13 protein-coding genes are annotated in these 17,443 nt (G+C 70.1%); 12 read left to right on the top strand and 1 reads right to left on the bottom strand.

The features are described 5' to 3' along the window. Position 1 precedes the first annotated feature (1 nt). Positions 2-1,216, bottom strand: coding sequence for an acyl-CoA dehydrogenase family protein (locus IO36_RS14810; RefSeq protein WP_051900486.1), 1,215 nt, complete (start codon positions 1,214-1,216; stop codon positions 2-4). A gap of 574 nt (positions 1,217-1,790) precedes the next feature. Here IO36_RS14810 and IO36_RS47405 point away from each other — a divergent pair. The 12 genes from IO36_RS47405 (at position 1,791) to IO36_RS14865 (ending at position 17,356) form a co-directional block, all read left to right on the top strand. After that, on the top strand, positions 1,791-1,949 hold the full coding sequence (locus IO36_RS47405) for a hypothetical protein (protein WP_167347398.1): 159 nt from the start codon (positions 1,791-1,793) through the stop codon (positions 1,947-1,949). 133 nt (positions 1,950-2,082) lie between these two features. Further along, positions 2,083-3,669, top strand: a complete 1,587-nt coding sequence (locus IO36_RS14815) for an aminoglycoside phosphotransferase family protein (RefSeq protein ID WP_037620113.1) — start codon at positions 2,083-2,085, stop codon at positions 3,667-3,669. A gap of 108 nt (positions 3,670-3,777) precedes the next feature. Continuing rightward, positions 3,778-4,353: a DEAD/DEAH box helicase family protein gene (locus IO36_RS49165; RefSeq protein WP_342455118.1), complete on the top strand. Its 576-nt coding sequence runs from the start codon at positions 3,778-3,780 to the stop codon at positions 4,351-4,353. 142 nt (positions 4,354-4,495) lie between these two features. After that, a complete protein-coding gene (locus IO36_RS14825; protein WP_051900490.1) occupies positions 4,496-5,386 on the top strand; it encodes a phosphotransferase in 891 nt (296 codons plus the stop codon). 74 nt (positions 5,387-5,460) lie between these two features. Next, positions 5,461-7,365 carry an ATP-binding cassette domain-containing protein gene (locus tag IO36_RS14830; protein ID WP_245173286.1) on the top strand — a complete coding sequence of 635 codons (1,905 nt, stop codon included), beginning with the start codon at positions 5,461-5,463 and terminating at the stop codon, positions 7,363-7,365. Between the two features lie 138 nt (positions 7,366-7,503). Beyond that, a complete protein-coding gene (locus IO36_RS14835) occupies positions 7,504-8,751 on the top strand; it encodes a protein-L-isoaspartate O-methyltransferase family protein (protein ID WP_245173287.1) in 1,248 nt (415 codons plus the stop codon). Continuing rightward, positions 8,748-9,608 carry a class I SAM-dependent methyltransferase gene (locus IO36_RS14840; protein ID WP_245173288.1) on the top strand — a complete coding sequence of 287 codons (861 nt, stop codon included), beginning with the start codon at positions 8,748-8,750 and terminating at the stop codon, positions 9,606-9,608. The genes IO36_RS14835 and IO36_RS14840 overlap by 4 nt, the downstream gene beginning before the upstream one ends. Beyond that, positions 9,605-11,008 (top strand): phosphotransferase, encoded by a 1,404-nt coding sequence (locus IO36_RS14845; protein WP_037620118.1) that lies wholly within the window; start codon positions 9,605-9,607, stop codon positions 11,006-11,008. Before IO36_RS14840 ends, IO36_RS14845 begins: the two co-directional genes overlap by 4 nt. Before the next feature lie 34 nt (positions 11,009-11,042). Further along, positions 11,043-13,349: a methyltransferase, FxLD system gene (fxlM, locus tag IO36_RS14850; protein WP_037620121.1), complete on the top strand. Its 2,307-nt coding sequence runs from the start codon at positions 11,043-11,045 to the stop codon at positions 13,347-13,349. 430 nt (positions 13,350-13,779) lie between these two features. Next, positions 13,780-15,318 carry an IS21 family transposase gene (gene istA / locus IO36_RS14855; RefSeq protein ID WP_037620123.1) on the top strand — a complete coding sequence of 513 codons (1,539 nt, stop codon included), beginning with the start codon at positions 13,780-13,782 and terminating at the stop codon, positions 15,316-15,318. Beyond that, positions 15,318-16,109: an IS21-like element helper ATPase IstB gene (istB, locus tag IO36_RS14860; RefSeq protein ID WP_037620124.1), complete on the top strand. Its 792-nt coding sequence runs from the start codon at positions 15,318-15,320 to the stop codon at positions 16,107-16,109. Before istA ends, istB begins: the two co-directional genes overlap by 1 nt. A gap of 239 nt (positions 16,110-16,348) precedes the next feature. Then, positions 16,349-17,356 (top strand): hypothetical protein, encoded by a 1,008-nt coding sequence (locus IO36_RS14865; RefSeq protein WP_037620125.1) that lies wholly within the window; start codon positions 16,349-16,351, stop codon positions 17,354-17,356. Positions 17,357-17,443 lie beyond the last annotated feature (87 nt).

A 17,443-nucleotide genomic window follows, 5' to 3' on the forward strand; every position in this document is an offset into this window, starting at 1 on the left:
CTCAGCCGGCCACCGCCGCTCCTACAGCCTGTGTGGGAGCGGCAAACAGCTGCGACCACTCTGGCTGCTGTGCGGTGCCCAGCGCGAACCTCGCCAGCCTGAGGCGCTGTACATCCGAGGTGCCGGCCGGGGCGAAGATCGCGTGCGCGTCCCGGAAGTACCGTTCGATGGGGCGGTCGGTGAACAGGCCGCACGCGGCGTGCACCTCCAGGCCCAACTTCGCCGAGGCCGTCCCCAGCTCGTAGTTGACGAGTTTGGCGTTCATCAGCTGCCCGTCACCCCGGGCCCCTCGGTCCAGCATGTCGGCAGCGCTGTACAACAAGGACTGGGCGGTCATCAAGTTCGACACCATCTGGCCCAACCGCTGCTCGACGGAGCCCAGTTCGCTGAGCGGCTTGCCGTAGCGCTGGCGGTCGGCTGCGAACGCCAGCGTTGTCTCCACGGTGGCCCGGTGGATGCCCAGGGAGACCGCTCCCAGGTTGGCCCGTCCGTTCAGGACACTCGCGGAGTCGGCGACATCCCGGCCGTCGCCCACGGAGCCGAGCAGGTTCTCCTCCGGCACCCATACGTCCTCGAAGACAACCGAGCCGAAGGAGAACCCCCTCAGCGCCATCGCGGGCACCGGCGGGTGCACCGACACACCGTCACGATCGCTCTCCACGAGGAACGCGGACAGGCTTCCCGGGCCTGAGTCGGCGGTACGGACCACCACGCAGTGCAGGTTGGCGATGTGGCTGTTGCCCACATGTGTCTTGACCGCGGTCAGTACCCAGCCGCCCCGCTGCCGACGGGCTCGGCCCTGCATGCCGCCGATCTGGCTGCCCGAGGTTTCCTCGGTGACGTCGATGGTGGGCATGACCTCGCCGGCCGAGATGGGCGGAAGCCAGCGCTGCTTCTGATCTTCACTGCCGAAGTTGACGATCATAGCAACAGGGAGCTGGGACGCCTGAGCCGCAGCGCCAATCGCCCCGCACACCCGCGCCAGTTCCTCGATCAGGACCACCTTCGCCAGATGGCCAGCGCCCATCCCGCCGTATGCAGCGGAATCGATCGTGACGCCGATCCACCCCCGTCGGGCGATCTCCCAGGCAAGGCCATGCTCCACAGCGCCCGTTGCCTCCATGTGCGCTATGCGAGGCGCCACTTCGGTCTCGGCGAACTCCCGGACCTCAGCCTTCAGTTGCTCGTGGCGCTCAGTGATGCCTCCGCCGAACACCAGCGTCCTCCCTCACATACGACGACGGCCCCGCCCCGTGCGCACCACGACGTACGCACCGACGCAGAGCCGACAAGCCACTCCGGCTTCCCTCCTCCGGCGCTCCCGCGCCCCGGAGGATCGGCCCCAAACGGGCTGTGCGCCTTCTGGCTGATGTCCCAGGTGAGCACACCTCTTCACCGTGACGATTTATCGCCTTCGTCGCACCGTCACTGTTGAATCGTTCAAGCGTCGTTTCCCGCAGCCGGCCGATCCCAGGGCACCCACACCGCGACGGAAAGGGGCGGTTTGCCGGGATCCCTCGGACAGTGCGTCCATCGAACGACCGCTGAACGATCGCACTGCCGTATGGCGGCGATCAGAACCTTCGGCCAATGTTGTGCCGCCCCGAGCAACCGTCCCCACGCATCGGCCTCACCCCCACACTCTCGGCGCCGAGCGGATCTGGGGCACCGGGGTGGCCCAGCTCCCGCTAACAGCGGTGGGGCGGGCGCCACCGTTCGGAGTTACCGGGAATCCCGACGGGAGACACAGGCATTTCCAGCAATCACCGTGTACGGGCCCCGCCCACCGCGTGGACCGCGCCTGCACCACCAACTGGCTGTTGCCCGCCGTGGTGCACGTCGAGGTCGTCGACATGACGGGCTTGAGCGATCACCACACGGTGGTCGTGACGTACGACCTCGACACGGTCGTCGATCCCTACCGTGCCCGTTTCGCTCTCACCGCCTGATCCGTCACTCCGCCGGAGTCGTCCGGCCCCAGAACCGCCAGGTCCGCCCGCGCCCCCGTCGCGGGCGGAGCTGGCCTCCCCCTTCACCCCACGTGCCGACTGACCGCACCGAGAGCCCCCGACAGCGAAACTCATGCCCCTAGCCTGCGAACACCTCAACGACCCGCCTGCCGATCCGGCCCATGCCGCGCCCGCGGCGCCGCCCGCCGGGGCGCCGGTTCTCCTGGAAGACGAGGACCTGAGCATCCTGCGTCTGATCGCGGCAGGGCGGCGGCGCATCGACATCGCCGACGTCACCTTCAGCAGCACGACCAAGATCGACACGCGCAGGCGGCGACTGTGCCACGTGCTCGCGGCGGACAACAGCGAGCACCTCGCCGCCCTCGGCACCGTGTACGGTCTGGTCACTCGCAACCACCTGCCCGGCGCGCCCATCGCACAGCCCCATGTGGACGAGGACGATCAGGAGGTCCTCAATCTGATCGTGGCCGGGTTGAGTGGATCGCGTATCGCGGCCCGGCTCCAGTGTGATGTCGACCCAGTGCTCACCGCCATTGCGCGGCTGGCCTTCGCGTTCCGCGCGGATAATCGGTGCCAACTCGCCGCTCACGCCGTGCTGGTGGAGGCGGTGACCTGCCACGCCGTCTCTCCGCGCTTTCCCTCCAGACCGTTGTCCGGGCTGCCTCCGTTCCTCATGACCGCTACGGGCACCGGCATCCTCCTGCCCACCACGCCTCCGCAGCCGTCGTCGGAATCCGCACGCCGAAGCCCCGCCAGCAGCCCGGCTGTCCGGGTACCCGACCCGACCGAATCAGACCGAAGCACACAGAAGGACGCGGAGCCGATCCCGCCGGAGTTGACCACCTGGGTCAGCAATTACATAGGGCACCACCCGGCATGGGTGCTGCCCAACGACGTTTCCGGTGCCCGCTCTTGGCGGATGTCCTCGCCGGAAGGGATCATCGAGCTGCGGATTCCCCGGACTCACGGCGACCTCCAGCGCGAGGTGTCCGCACACCGGCACGCCATCAACCGGCTTGACGCCGGACTTGCGCCACGCCTGGTCGGGTTCGACCCCAGACTGCGGGCGCTGCTGACGCGGGAGCCACGCGGCGAACGCGTGGACGACACTCCCGACAGGGGCCTGCACCTGAGGGAATCCGTCCACGAGCAGGCCGGGCAGCTGCTGCGCACCCTTCACGAGAGCACGCTCGGGGCTGGCGACCGGCAGGCTCAGGCCGCCGCGAACACCTTGCGGTACATCGACTACATCGACCGTGTGCTGGACCGGATCGACTCCCCACTGCTGGCCGTACGCCGTTCGGTCATCCGGCGCCGCCTGGCCGTCCTGCGGGAGGCACTGCCGAAGCTGCCGGACGGCTTCTGCCACGGCTCCTTCGGATTCGGCGCCTGGCGATGGCAGCGTCCCACACGTTCCCTGGCCCTGACTGGGTTCGCTCGCTCGCAAATGATGGCCGCCGTGGTCGATTTCGCCCGGCCGTCGCTGCTGTGGACCGACCGGCCCGCTCTGCATGAATCCTTCACCCGAGGCTACGGCCGGCCCATGGACGAACTGGAGCAACTCCTGCTCGGCGACTTCGCCCTCCTGGCCGCCCTTGATGACCTGTGGCACGCGATCCGGCTGGACGCCGCTGAAGCACCCCTGCACCTCGCCGATGCCGTATGTGCGGCCGTGGACCGGCTGCCCGGCCAGCCGTAGCCCCGCCGGTGTCCCCCCTGAACATCGTCCGTTTCAGAGAAAGCGTTGCTGACTATGCCTGGGCCCCCTCTGTGGCCTCACCAGCAAGAGGCCGTTGACGCCTTGGTCATGGCGTGCGGCACCGGGAAAACACGAACCGCGGCGGCCACGGTCGGCGCTCTGGCCGAACGGTCAGCGGTCAACCGTGTCCTGATCGTCGTGCCCTTCCTAGAACTGATCACGCAGACGCTCCGGGAATGGCGGGATGTCCTCGGTCACGCCGGACTGGGCCGGGTCGTCGCGGTGTGCTCCGACAAGGACGTCCTGCGCGATCATCAACCGGAACCGCACGCGCAGCATGCTGCCGTGACGACCGTCGGCGCCGCCCGAGTCCCACGATGCGTCCCCCGTCTCGTGGACCGCGGGGGCATTGGTACGCGGCGATTCGGCCACGGCCAACGCCCTCGCCCGTCCCGTAACACGGGGGTGCGCGACCTACGTGCCCCGGAATTGCACGGCAAGGACGCGACTCAAACACGCGTGTTCGAAAGCGGTGGCTGGCTCGTTGTCCCGGTCATCATCAGTCATCCCCAACCCGGCCTCATGGCCGCGCCGTTGCTGGCCCGTACCGGTACCGGCCGTCCTCGCCGGGCCCGGGCGTGCCCATCGAACCTTTCGGACCGCGAACCGCAGGAGGAACCATGATCCCCACCCCCGCCCTTGCCTGTCCTCTCCCCGCGTGTCCCGGGCCTGTCCAGGCGACCAGGCGCCCCGGTGTGACGGCCGATCGCGGTGTGGCCCTGATGTCCATCGGGGACAGCTCACGCCCGACACCGAGGTGGGGGGCATGACCGACCCGCACCTGCTGCCGGCGCCCCTGCGGGCCTGGGCCGAGAACACGCTCGGTGCGCTCGCTTCCGTACGCAACGCCTCGCCCCAGGCGTCCTCCACCGGTCTGTGGCACGTGGTCCGCGCCTGTGACAGCGCTCGCTTCGATATCAAGATCGCCCGAACGCCCGACGGGTTCACGTCGGAGACGTTCGCCTACCGGCACGCCGTGCCCGCCCTGGGCCCGGGGAGGGCGCCGCGCCTACTGGCCACCTCGCCCCGCCACCTGGCACTGCTCGTGACCGCACTGCCTGGCACGCCACTGTCTCAACTGCGGCTGACGGAGGGCGCGCTGCGGGAGGTCCACTGGCGGGCCGGATCCCTCATCGCGCAGTTGCACCAGGCCGGACGGCCAAGCGGTGCCGCGCACCAGGCAGCGTCCTCGGCACTGTCCCATCTCGCCGACCAGGCGGCTGATCACCTCGATGCGGTCGGCGACTGCTTGGCTGCGGACGAGAAGAAGTTCGTCATGGATCTCGCTGACCGTCTGCGCGTCATCGACCACCTGCCCCTCGGCTTCGTCCACGGGGGAGATCTCGCCTCGGCTCTCGTGTGCAGCGGCAGGTCGCAGCTGGCCGTGCACGGCTTCGCATCCGCGCGCTTCGCCCCGGTCGTCCTGGACTTCGCTGGCCTGGCCTGCGGGTACTGGAGCACCTGGCCGCGCCTGCGCACGCCGTTCTTCAACAGCTACGGCCGCACTCTCGCCCCGGAGGAACGGCTCGCCCTGCACTGCCTGATGGCTCTACACGTCGTGCGCTCGCTGGCCCAAGGACGCGCCCTGGGCGACCGTACGGCTGCCGACAGCGCCCGGGCTCTCCTCGGCCGGCTGAGGAACGAGGTGAGCGTGTGATGTCTGAATCCGCCGCTGATCCTCACCGACGGGCCGACTGTTTCCCGCCCGGGTCCGACACGAGGAGGGACCCGGTGAGCGCCGAGCCCCGGCCGGGAACGGCCGCTGGTGCGGTGGGGGCTGGCCGGGTGCCGCCCCCGCCGCCCGCCGAGCTGCGCTATGGCGGCAAGTACAGCAAGAACCCATTGGAAGAGGCCGCGTTCGCGGCCATGGTCCGCCGCCTGCCGTCGGTGCTGTCGCGGACCGCGCGGATGGCGTGGGCCATCGACCGCCGGGCTGTGCTGCTGCTGGCCGGCTGCCAGTTGGCCATCGGCGTCGGGGCCGCCGTCCAGCTGACGGCCACCGCCAACGCGATGCGCGCGGTTTTCGCCGACGGGCCGGTGCCCATTCGCATCCACCAGGCGCTGCCCGCCCTGCTGGTCATCGCCATGGCCGCGATGGCCGGGCGGGCGGCGACCGCGCTGTCGTCCTATGCGGACGGTCGGATCACCCCGCTGCTGACCACGGAGGCGGACAGCACCCTGGTGGAGGCGGTGTGCCGGATCGAGGCCGCTGCCCGCGCCGAGGACGGCTGCGCGGACCGGCAGGAAGCCGCGGAGATGGGGGTGGTGCGCAGTCACGTCATGGTGCAGGACGCCACCCGGCTCACCGCGGCGGTGGTCCGTATGGTCACCGCGAGTGGGGTGCTGACGGTGCTGCACCCGCTGCTGTTGCCCCTGCTGCTGCTCGCCGTAGTGCCCGCGGGCGTCGGAGCGGTGCTGCACGCGCGCGTCACCTACGAAACGCACTACGCGAACGTGGGCGACCGCAACGTACGGCAGAACCTGCGCGGCTGGGCCGCCAGCGCGAAGTTCACCGACGAGATCCGCGGCAACACGATGACCGGCTACCTGAACTTCTGGTATCGGTCGATCTCCGACCGGATCGACGCTCGCACCCTGGCCGCCGCGCCCAGGATGCTGAAGATCGTCCTGATCAGCTCGGCGATCGGCGGGCTCTTCCTGGCGGCCACTTGGGCCGCGTTGGCCTGGCTGGTGAGCAGCGGGCGGATCGAGCCGGCGATCGCCGGGACCGCGGTCGTCGCCGTGCAAACCACGCTCGCCGCGCTCTCCCAGCTGGTCATCTACGGGGCGGCCATGTTCCACACCTCGCTCTACCTCGCCGACATGGACTCCTTCCTTGACTACGCCGCCGAACGCGCCCCCAAACGAGGCGAGGTGACCATCAAGCGGCCGGTGACGGAGATCCGGATCGAGGAAGCCGTCTACCGCTACCCGGGCAAGGAGGAAGCGGCCGTGGACGGGGTGTCGCTGACGGTGCGCCAGGGCGAGATCCTCGCCCTGGTCGGCGAAAACGGGTCAGGAAAGTCCACCCTCGCCCGGCTGCTCGCCGGAATCTTCCTGGTCGACAAGGGCACGGTCTGCTGGAACGGCCAGGACGTCACCCGTCTCGCACCCGACAGCCTGGGGGTCCTGTCCGGGCTGGTGCCGCAGAACTTCGCGCAATGGCCGCTGTCCGTCCGCGACAACGTCACCCTCGGCCAACCCCGCGAAACAGGAGACGACCTGGTGTGGCAAGCCCTGGACGCAGTCGGCCTGCGCGAAGCCATCGAGGCGCTACCGGCCGGCCTGGACACCCTGCTGGCCCGGGAGTTGTGGGGCGGCAGCGAGCTGTCGGGCGGGCAATGGCAGCGCCTGGCCTGCGCCCGCGCCCTGTACCGCAAGGCGGGTCTGCTGATCCTGGACGAGCCGACCTCGGAGATGGACGCCCGCGGCGAGCACATGATCCTCGAACAGATCAAGGCGCTCGCCGGTGCCTGCATCACGATCGTCGTGACCCACCAGCTGATCAACACGAAGATCGCCGACCGGGTTCTTGTCCTGGAGCACGGCCGCATCTGCGAGCAAGGCACCTACGGCCAACTCGCTGCGGGAGGAGGCGTGTTCGCCGAGCTCCTGGCTTTGTCCAACGACCGCTGAGCGCACCGCTGCCGCGCCCCGGCCACCGGGGCGCGGCCCTCGGCCGTCGACAGCATCCGGAGCGTGTGCCCCTGCACCGAACTCGGCTGAGCCTGACCTGTATGCCCCTCATCCTGTCTCTTCAGGGAGATCACCACCGTGTCCGAACCCTCCCCACCCCTCACCTGTACAGCCGTGGACGATGCCGGCGCAGCGGCTGCTCGCCAGGCGATGGTCGCCCGCCTGATCAAGCATGGAGACCTCGCCCCCGGCCCGGTATCCGACGCACTGCTGACGCTGCCCCGGCAGGCGCTGATGCCGCAGGCGTACGTGAGGCGCAGCGCCCCGGATGAGACCCCGCCGTGCTGGGAACTGCTGGACTGGTCGGTGCCGGATGACCGGGAGGAGCTGCTGCGCGTGCTGCACAGCGGGGACAGCGTCTCCATCCAGCACGACGGCGAACCCCTGCGGGGGCGGGGGCGCGGCAGGCGGTCGGGCGGGGCGATGACGTCCATGTCCAGCGTGATGGGCATGACCAGCGTGCTGTTGCAGGAGCTGGATCTGCGGGGCGGGCAGCGGGTGCTGGATGTGGGGACCGGCGCGGGCGTGACCGCGGCCGTGGCCTGCCACGTGTGCGGGGACGCGGGCGTGACCACGATTGACCGCGACGCTCAGCTCACCGCTGCCGCCGAAATCCGCCTCGCCCAGCTGGGGTTCGCGCCTGCCGTGGTGGCGGGGGACGGCGAGGCAGGCTGGCCCGACCGGGCGCCCTATGACCGGGAGTTCGTCTCCTTCGCCGTCCCCAGGGTGCCGCCGGCGCTGGTGGAGCAGCTCGCACCCGAGGGCCGGCTGCTGGTCACGGTCGGCAGCAGCTCGCCATCCTGGCCCGGGCTGGCCATGGTCACTACGAACCCGCAGGGTCGTGCCCAGGGCGTACTTCGGGCGGTGGAGTTCGGGCACCGCGCCGGGTGGGGCTGGGACCGCCCGTTCCTGGATGCGGCCTTCCGTACGCGGATGGCCGCGCAAGCCGGTGTGACGGTGTCGAGGCTGAGGCCGCCGCCACCCGACGCGGCACGGGGGTTCTGGCTGGCGCTCGGCCATCTGCGGCCGGGCCTGGTGCGCAACTTCGGCGCCGAGGAGGTGGCCATCGGTGCTCCGCAGGACGACTCCTGGGTGCGGGTGACGCGGGACGGCGTGAAGTGCACGGTCACGGAGTTCGGGCCGCGCGGGATCTGGCAGGAGATCGAGGAGATCGCCACCCGGTGGCGGGCGGCCGGCGAGCCCAGCGAGTACCGGATCGAGTTCGATCCCGACGGCACGCAGTGGGCGGTCGCGGGCTCCGGCCGCACCCGGCTGTCCTGGCCCCTCAACGACGACCGCCCCTTCGAGAACGGGGACCTGCGGTGAACCATCGCGCCCCCTCCCGCATCACCGCGGATCCGGTGAAGCACCAGGCGCTGTCCGGGCCGATGGCGCGGGCGTACGCCCGCTTCCGGCCCGGGGTACCGGATGAGGTGGCCTGGCTGCTGGCCGACGCCATGACGGGCGTGCCCGCGGTGACGCTGCTGGACCTCGGCGCGGGCACTGGGCAGGTCGCCGCGGCGGTCCTGCCCGCGCTGCCCCGCACCCGGCAGGTGGATCTGGTCGACCCCAGCTGGGCCATGCTCCGCGAAGCGGCCCTGACCCTGCACCCCCTGATGGGCGAGTGCGCCCTGGCCTGCCACGAAACACCCGCCGAGCACTATGGCCCCCACCAACCCGTGGGCTACCAAGCCGACTTGATCACCTGCGCTCGGGCCTTCCACCGGATGGACCGCGCCGCCGTGCTGGCGATGGCCGAGCGCATCGCCGCCCCGCACACCGTGATCGCTCTCCTTGACGACGGCCCTGTGCTCGTCCACCGATCCGAGTGGACCGGTGCGCTACGGGACTTGATCCAGTCCTATCTCGGCCCCGGCCATCGCCCCCGGCGACCCTCGCTCCGCTCCGGGCAGGGCCTGCGGTACGAGGACGAGCTGGCTGGCTCCGCTTTTGGTGACGTCAGCCGGCACCTGTTCCGCTTCCCCCGGGCCTGGACGCCGCGGGAGGTGATCGGCTACTTGCGCACCCGCTCGGGCACCCGCCCCGAGCTGTTCGGCGAACGGCACGCCGCCTTCGAGACCGAGGCCGCGCGGCTGCTGGAGACGTACGCCGACGGCGGGCAGGTGACCGAGCAGGTGGACTTCACGGTGCTGCTCGCGCGCCGTCCCGGAGACGCGAGGTGAGCGGGCAGAGCGCCGCAGGGCGCTACCAGGTTCCGGTCGACGCGCACCTGATCCTGCTGCGCGAAGGGACTGAGGGGCAGCAGGTGTTGTTGTCCCGGCGGGCCGGTGAGGTGTATGCGAGCGGGATGTGGCATCTGCCGTCCGGGCATCTCGACGGCCCGCACGAGGACGTCATCGACGGCGGCTGGCGCGAACTGCTGGAAGAAACAGGCGTCCGGACCGAGCGGGCTAACGTGCGGGCGGGCGTCACCGTCCATCACCGTGCCCCCGCGGGCCGTGCCCGCATCGGGATGTTCCTCGTCGTCGGGCTCTGGCAGGGCGAGCCGGAGATCACCGAACCGGCGTTGTGTGACGGGATGGACTGGTTCGGATGGGAGGCGCTGCCGGAGCCGATGGTGGCCTACTGCCGGGCCGGGCTGGACGCCTACCGCGCTGGCGCCTGCCTGGCCATCCACTTCCAGCAGCCCGGCGACCCCATCGCCTACGATCCCGCCGTCGACCGGCTGCAGCTGATCCCCAACGCCCTCGCACCGGGCGATGCTGCGCTTCCGGAGGAGGCGGTGCGGGTCTTCGCCGAGGAGGCGGTCGGCCGGATCGCGCACTGGACGGACGCCTCCTGGCCCCGCGAGGAGAGCCAGGTCTGGCGGGCCACCGGGGCGCGCGGCGGCACCTGGTACGTCAAGCGGCACCAGAACGATCGGTTCCACGGGCGGGAGGTGGCCGCGCTGCGCCACTGGGTGCCCGCGCTCGGTGCGCGGGCACCGCGCCTGGTCGCCACCGACGGCGCACACCGCACGGTGGTGCTCACCGAATTGGCCGGTCGCCCCTTGCACGGCCAGACGCTGTCCGCCGAGGTAGAGCGGGACGTCCACCGGCAGGTCGGGGAACTCGCCGCCCGCTACCACCAGGCGGCCCCCGCCAGCCCGGCCCCGCCGCCCGGGCCGGGCAAACTCCAGCGCCACCTGGATACCGCCCGCCCGCTGCTGGCCGCCGGTGACGAGGATTTGGCCCTCGCCCTCGCCGCGCGCCGCGACGCCCTGCCGCCCGCTCCGTGGGTGCCCACCCTCGGCGACCTCCAGCCTCGCAACATCCTCCTAGAACCCGCCGGCGACGGCAGCCTGCGGGCCGGGCTGATCGACTTCGAGCGCAGTGAACTTGGGCCCGCGGTCCGCGACTTCGTCCGGCTGTCCGACACCTGGCTGGGCCGCGCGGACCTGATTACGGCGTTCTTCACCGGCTACGGACGCCCCCTGACCAGCGATGAGCAGGAGCGGCTGCGGTGCGAGGCCGCCCTCGACGCCGTCAGCGGCATCGCCTACGGCCACACCCACCACGACCCCGAACTCCTGGAGCGCGGCCTGCGCACTTTTCGCGCCCTGCGCACCCACACCTTCCTCTGAATCCACCCCTCTACCAAGCAAGGGAGCCTTCCTGGTGGCCTACACCACGCCCGACGAGTGGAACGCGCACTACGCCGACGGCAATGCGTTCCGCCAGCTCGGTGGCGCCGAGCGCCAGCTGCTCGCTCAGCACGCCCCGGCCGCGGACGGCGCTCTCGCCCTGGACGTCGGTTGCGGACTGGGGGAACTGGCCCGCCACCTCGCCGACAGCGGCTACACGGTCGACGCTATCGACTACGCCCCCGCCGCCCTCACCCGCGCCCAAGCAGACACAACGCCTGATACGCCGGTCACCTACCTGCTGTGCGACATCGAGCACGACGGCCGCGACGAACTACCTCACCCCGCATACGACCTGATCGTCTGCCGTCTGGGCTGGGCGTTCATCCGGGACCGCACCCGCATGATGAACCGGCTGCGCGAACGCCTGCGCCCCGGCGGCACCCTGTGCGTCATCACGCCCGTCCCCGCCGACGTGCCCGAGGGCAAGCGCGACATCGCGCTCGACGACGATGAGATCGGCCTGCTGTGTGCAGGCTGGAAGACCGCCGACCGCTACGACGCCGACGGGCTCGCGTTCATCGTCCTTCGCGACCCCCTCTCGGTTCCGGTCCGGTGCGCCGGCAAGGGGCGACCCACCCCGCACGCCCTGACCGGGGCCGGCGTCGTCGTCACCGACCCGAGGGGGCGGATCCTGCTCGGCTGGTCGGCCCACCAGGCGGTCTGGGAATTGCCTGGCGGGAAGAACGACGCCGACGAAGACTTCGTCGCCGCGGCGGTGCGGGAGCTGGAGGAGGAGACCGGGCTGACCGCCGAACCTGCGGAGGCGCGGCTGCTGGCCCTGCTGATGGACTCCGTCCACGGCATCCCCCGGCTGACGGCCGCCGTCCGTGTCACCGCCTTCCGCGGCGAACCGGCCGTCACCGAACCGGACTTGATCAGCCGCTGGGAATGGCACGAGCCTGCCGACCTGCCCGACCTCACCCAGCCGCTGTTCACGCCGAGCGCGCACGTCATCGACACCGTCTGGCCCGGACTGCTGCCCGGCCTGCCGCCCGTCCACCGCTACCCGAGTACCCCCACCGAGACCGCCGAGACCGCCGAACGGGCTGCCGAGGCAGCCGAGTTGCGGCAGGCGATGGCCGACCGGCTGATCGATGACGGCTATCTGGACGTGGGCAGTGCAATCGAGACCGCGTTCCGGCAGGTGCCCCGCCACCGCTTCCTTCCTGGCGTCGCTCTGGACGACGCCTACGACCCCATGCAGGCGCCGGTCACCAAACGCACCCCCGGTGGGCAGGCCACCAGCAGCGTCTCGGCCCCCTGGCTGCAGGCCGTCATGCTGCGCGACGCCCGCCTGGCCGCCGGTGACACCGTGATCGAGATCGGCTCCGGGCCCAACGCGGCTCTCGCCCAGCATCTCGTCGGCCCGCACGGCAGCGTGACGAGTATCGACATCGATCCCTTCGTCACCGACCGCACGCGCCGCTTCCTCGACGACACCGGCTACCACCACGTCCGCGTCCACCTCGGCGACGGCGAACAGGCCCCTGCCGCGCTCGCCCGGCCCGGCAGCGTGGATGCCCTCATCGTCACCGTCGAAGCCCGGGACATTCCGCCCGCCTGGGCCGACTGCCTCACCGAGGGCGGCCGGCTCGTCGTCCCGCTGCGCATCCACGGCTACACCTGGTCCATCCCCTTCACCAAACGCGACAACCTGCTGGTCGCGGATCGCTATACGGTGTGCGGCTTCGTTCCCTTCCAGGGCCCCGGCTACCGCCCGGACCACACTGTTCGGCTGCGCGGCGGCGAGGTCACGGTCCGCTTCGCCGACGGCACGCCCACCGACACCAGTCGCCTCGAAGCCGCTCTCGCCCTGCCCCGCACCGAACGTTGGACCGGCGTCACCATCCCCGGCCAGGTGCCCTTCGACATGCTCATCCTGTGGCTGGCCACCCATCTCGACCAAGGCTTCGCCCGCCTCGCCGTCGACGCCGACCTCGACACCGGCCTCCTGACCCGCCCCAAGGGCTGGGACGCCGCCACCCTCGTCCGCGACGACTCCCTCGCTCACCTCCTGACCCGCAAACTTCCCGACACCGCCGACCACACCGGCAGTGGCCTCTGGGAGTTCGGAATCCACGCCTACGGCCCCCACGCCGACACGCTCGCCGACACCCTCACCGGCTTCGTCACCGCCTGGGACCGCCACGCTCGCCCTACCAGTCCCCACCTCACCGTCTACCCCGCAACCCGTACCAACGACGAACTGCGCCCAGGCCACCACCTGGACAAACCGCATACCCGGCTCGTCTTCACCTGGAACCACCCAACGCCCTGACCCACCCCGGCCGGACCTCGCGCCACCAGCCGACGCCGCCACAACTCCGCTGACGCTGCGCCATGTCCGGTACGCCTCTCGATGACGAAGCACCTGCTCCCCGTGAAGGACTGCCCTTCGACCGAGGCGCAACAGCCTCGCTCAGCCAGTCGAAGCATTAGTGATCACGTACCTGGGCTGGACCAGGCACCTGCCTGCCCCAGCCCAGGCCGTACTCTCGTTGTCGGTGGCGGCTGGTATACCCCGGGGCATGAGCGATGGATCCGCACCGGGGCCCGGAGGGCTCCTCCCGTACCCCCTGACGGCGGCCATGACAAGCTCCCCATAGGCGGCCACTTACCGCCCCACTGATGGCCACGGGATTCCCCACGTACGGCCAGATATCTCCCCGCTCGCTATGGACGCATCCCGCTCGGCGAGGCTCGGGCGGGTGAAGAACAGCAGGGAGATCATGGAGATCCTTGAGGCGTACGACCTCACGGGCAGTTACCGCGCCGCAGCCGAGCTGACCGGCGTCGACCACCACACGGTGGCCCGGTATGTGAAGATGCGGGCCGCCGGCCAGCACCCGGACCAGCGCCGTCACCGGGCCCGCGCGATCGACGACTATCTGCCGAAGATCGAGGAACTGGTGGTCCGTTCGCAGGGCAAGATCCGCGCGGACGTGGTGCACAAGAGAATCGTCGCGATGGGCTTCACCGGCGGGGAACGCACCACCCGCCGCACCGTCGCCGAGGCGAAAGCCCAGTTCAGGGCCGGTCGGCGGCGGGTCTATCGGCCCTGGGTGACCGAGCCGGGGCTGTGGATCCAGTACGACTTCGGCGACGGGCCGACCATCCAGGGCCGCAAGACCATCCTGTGGTGCGCCTGGCTGGCCTGGTCCCGGTTCCGGATCGTGATCCCGATCTGGGACAAGACGCTGCCGACGGTCACCTCGTGTCTGGACGCGACGTTCCGCCGGATCGGCGGAGTGCCGGCCTACGTCCTGACGGACAACGAGAAGACGGTCACCACCGATCACGTCGCCGGGATCGCGGTCCGCAACCCGGAGATCGTGGAGGTCGCCCGGCACTACGGCACGACCATACGCACGTGTCTGCCCGCCGACCCGGAGACGAAGGGCGGTTCCGAGGCAACGGTCCGCATCGCGAAGGCCGACCTGGTGCCCAAGGACGTCAACCTGCGCGAGCACTACAAGACCTTCGGCGAGCTGGAGGCGGCCTGCCGGGCGTTCTGCGATGAGGTCAACTCCCGCATCCACCGGGCGACTCGGCGCAAGCCGGTCGAGCGGCTCGCCGAGGAACGACAGCAGCTGCACCCGCTGCCCAGACGGCCGTTCACCGCCGCGTTCGGCACCACCCGGCGGGTGAACTGGGAGTCCACGATCTCGGTCGAAGGAGTCCGTTACTCCGTTCCGCACGAACTGATCGACAACCGGGTCTGGGCCCGGTTCCACGGCGACGAGCTGATCGTCACCGCGGTCGGCGAGGACGGCTCGGCCCGCGAGGCCGCCCGCCACCGCCGCGGCCAGCCGGGCACCCCCGTCCTGGACGACGCCCACTACCCACCGCGGGAGAACAAGGACAACGACCGCACCCCGAAGGCCACTTCGGCAGAGGAAGCCGCCTTCCTCGCGCTCGGTCCCGGGGCAGCGTCCTGGCTGGTCGAGGCAGGGGCGGCCGGGGTCCGCCGCATCAAGGCGAAGATGGCCGAGGCCGTCGCCCTGTCCAAGCTCTACTCGGTGGCCGAGGTCGACCGGGCCCTGGGCACCGCCGCGGTCACCGCACGCTTCGCGGACAAGGACCTGCTGTCCATCGTCGACTACCAGGCCACACGCGAGCACACCGAACCCGTCCGCCGCAGCGAGGAACACTCCCTGCAGCCCGGCACCTCCGCCTGGTCCACCTTCGGCCTGCCCACCCAGCCCGCCTCCGACGTCTCCGAGCACGACGAAAGCGATCTCGCCTGATGGCCACCCCACTTCGCACCGTTCCCGGCACCAACGGCGACCCGCTCGCCGAGGCCATCGAGCTGACCCGGCGGCTCAAACTCCCGCACCTGCGGCGGGTGTTGGCCGACCTGATTCCCACCGCCAAGGCCCAACGCTGGGACCCGGCCGAGGTCGTCCGCGTCCTGCTGGCCGAGGAAGCCGCCGGCCGCGACCGGGCCAACCTCCACACCCGCCGCAAGCGGGCCGGTTTCCCCACCGGCAAGACCTTCGGCGACTGGGACGAGACCAAGTCCGCCATCCCGCGACCCACCCAGGACGCCCTCAAGTCCCTGGAATGGGTCGGGCGTCGGGAGAACTTCTGCATCTGCGGGCCCTCGGGCACGGGCAAGAGCCACTTCACCGAGGCCCTCGGCCAGACCGCCATCGAGGCCGGGCTGACCGTCTCCTGGTTCACCATCGAGGACCTGGGAGTCCTGGTCCGCCGGCACCGCGCGGACGACTCGATCGCCCGAGCCCTCGCGAAGATCATCCGCTCGGATCTGATCATCGTCGACGACATCGGCCTGCTGCCGGTCTCGCCGGACGCCGCCGAAGGCTTCTACCGCCTGGTCGACGCCGCCTACGAACGACGCTCGGTCGCCGTCAGCAGCAACCTCCACCCCTCCGGATTCGACGAGATCATGCCCAAGACTCTGGCCACCGCGACGGTCGACCGGCTCATGCACCACGCTCACATCGTCGTCACCCAGGGTGACAGCTACCGGCTCACCCAGGCCACCAGCGGACAGGGAGTGAAGCCCTTCAGCTGACCCGACCGACCCCAAGGCGGGGAATTATCTGGCCGCCACCGGGGACATCTCGATGGCCGCCAGCGGGGCGAACTCCTGGCCGCCTACGGGGAGAACGAAATGGCCGTTGACAACCCCCCAAGCTCACGGAAGAAGCTGTTGGCAGCGGACTGTCAGCGAGACACGGCATCATGGGCTGCTCGACACTGTGTTGTCGGCCGGGCCGTCAGGCTCCCATTCCCTTCCCATGGAGCATGCCCATGAGCCTCCACAGCGACCCCGGATATGTCTCCCCGGTGCACTCCGCGTTCGTCCGGGCGACCTCGGCTGCTGAGAAGGCGATGGGTGAACTCGCAGCTCAAGGGCAGCAGTGGAAAGAGGAATACATCACGACCGAGTTCTGCAAGACCCTTGTTCCCGAGGTCAGGTACACGGAGTTCAGCAGGACGCAGGAAGGCCGCGTCGGAGCCGATTACATCTGGTGGTGGGTCGACCGCAGCGGCCTGTGCTTCGGTTGCCTGGTTCAGGCGAAGGCCCTCAAGAAGCGCGGCGCCAAGTGGAAGATCGGTTCCGATAGCCCTCGCAAAACGGGCGATCAGATGGAGCGCCTCTTCCGGGCCGCCGACATCTTCAGCATCCCGGCCGGCTACATGCTCTACGCAGGCGACCCGGCCTACCGCGCCGATATGAGATGTTCTTACACACAGCACGATGGCGTTCCGTGCCACCTTCGGGAGGGCGCCGGCATAACGCTCATTCCTGCCTTGGCGGTGCAACAGGACGTGCGAACAGAGGCCCTTCGTGCAACCGCTCCAGCCAGGAAGCTGCCCTTCCTCCCTGAGACCGATGCACTCGATGCTTTCCACCAGGCCATCCCGCTCATCCGCCTCACCGACCCGGATCCATGTAAGAGCATCCTCAGCCACAGGGCACTCCGCTTCGATGGAAACCAGCACGACCTTCGGCGCTTCCTTGCGACCGACCAGATCGGAGCCGCGAAGGTCGCCCGACTGATCTTCGACGTGGTCGGGAAGATCGCCTCCGGACAGTACGAGACCATGACGCGCCCGGCTGTGGCAGATCCGACTCCCGCAACCGTCTTCTCCTCATACCCAGGAGCACGAGGTCATTTCGGCACTCCCTATTTCCCACATGTCTTTCAAGGGCTGCGGACCCAGCTACCCGAATACGTCGAGCGGTGCCTGAACGGTGACGTCCCGCCGGAGGTAGCCGAACACGCTGACGGCATTGTGGTCGCTCCGCTGTAAGGGTGTCCGGGCTGGAGCTCCAGTGTCAGACGGGCGGGCTGACGCCCGTGCAAGTACGCCGTGTGGGTGGTTCCTCGTCAGGGCTCC

It is taken from the genome of Streptomyces aureus, from assembly GCF_000725495.1.
GTDB classification, from domain to species: Bacteria; Actinomycetota; Actinomycetes; order Streptomycetales; family Streptomycetaceae; genus Streptomyces; species Streptomyces aureus_B.

Coding starts and splice junctions, on each gene's coding strand:
- istB (WP_037620124.1), top strand. CDS start 15,318: ATGGCCACCCCACTTCGCACCGTTCCCGGCACCAACGGCGACCCGCTC.
- IO36_RS14815 (WP_037620113.1), top strand. CDS start 2,083: ATGCCCCTAGCCTGCGAACACCTCAACGACCCGCCTGCCGATCCGGCC.
- IO36_RS14865 (WP_037620125.1), top strand. CDS start 16,349: ATGAGCCTCCACAGCGACCCCGGATATGTCTCCCCGGTGCACTCCGCG.
- IO36_RS14825 (WP_051900490.1), top strand. CDS start 4,496: ATGACCGACCCGCACCTGCTGCCGGCGCCCCTGCGGGCCTGGGCCGAG.
- IO36_RS49165 (WP_342455118.1), top strand. CDS start 3,778: ATGGCGTGCGGCACCGGGAAAACACGAACCGCGGCGGCCACGGTCGGC.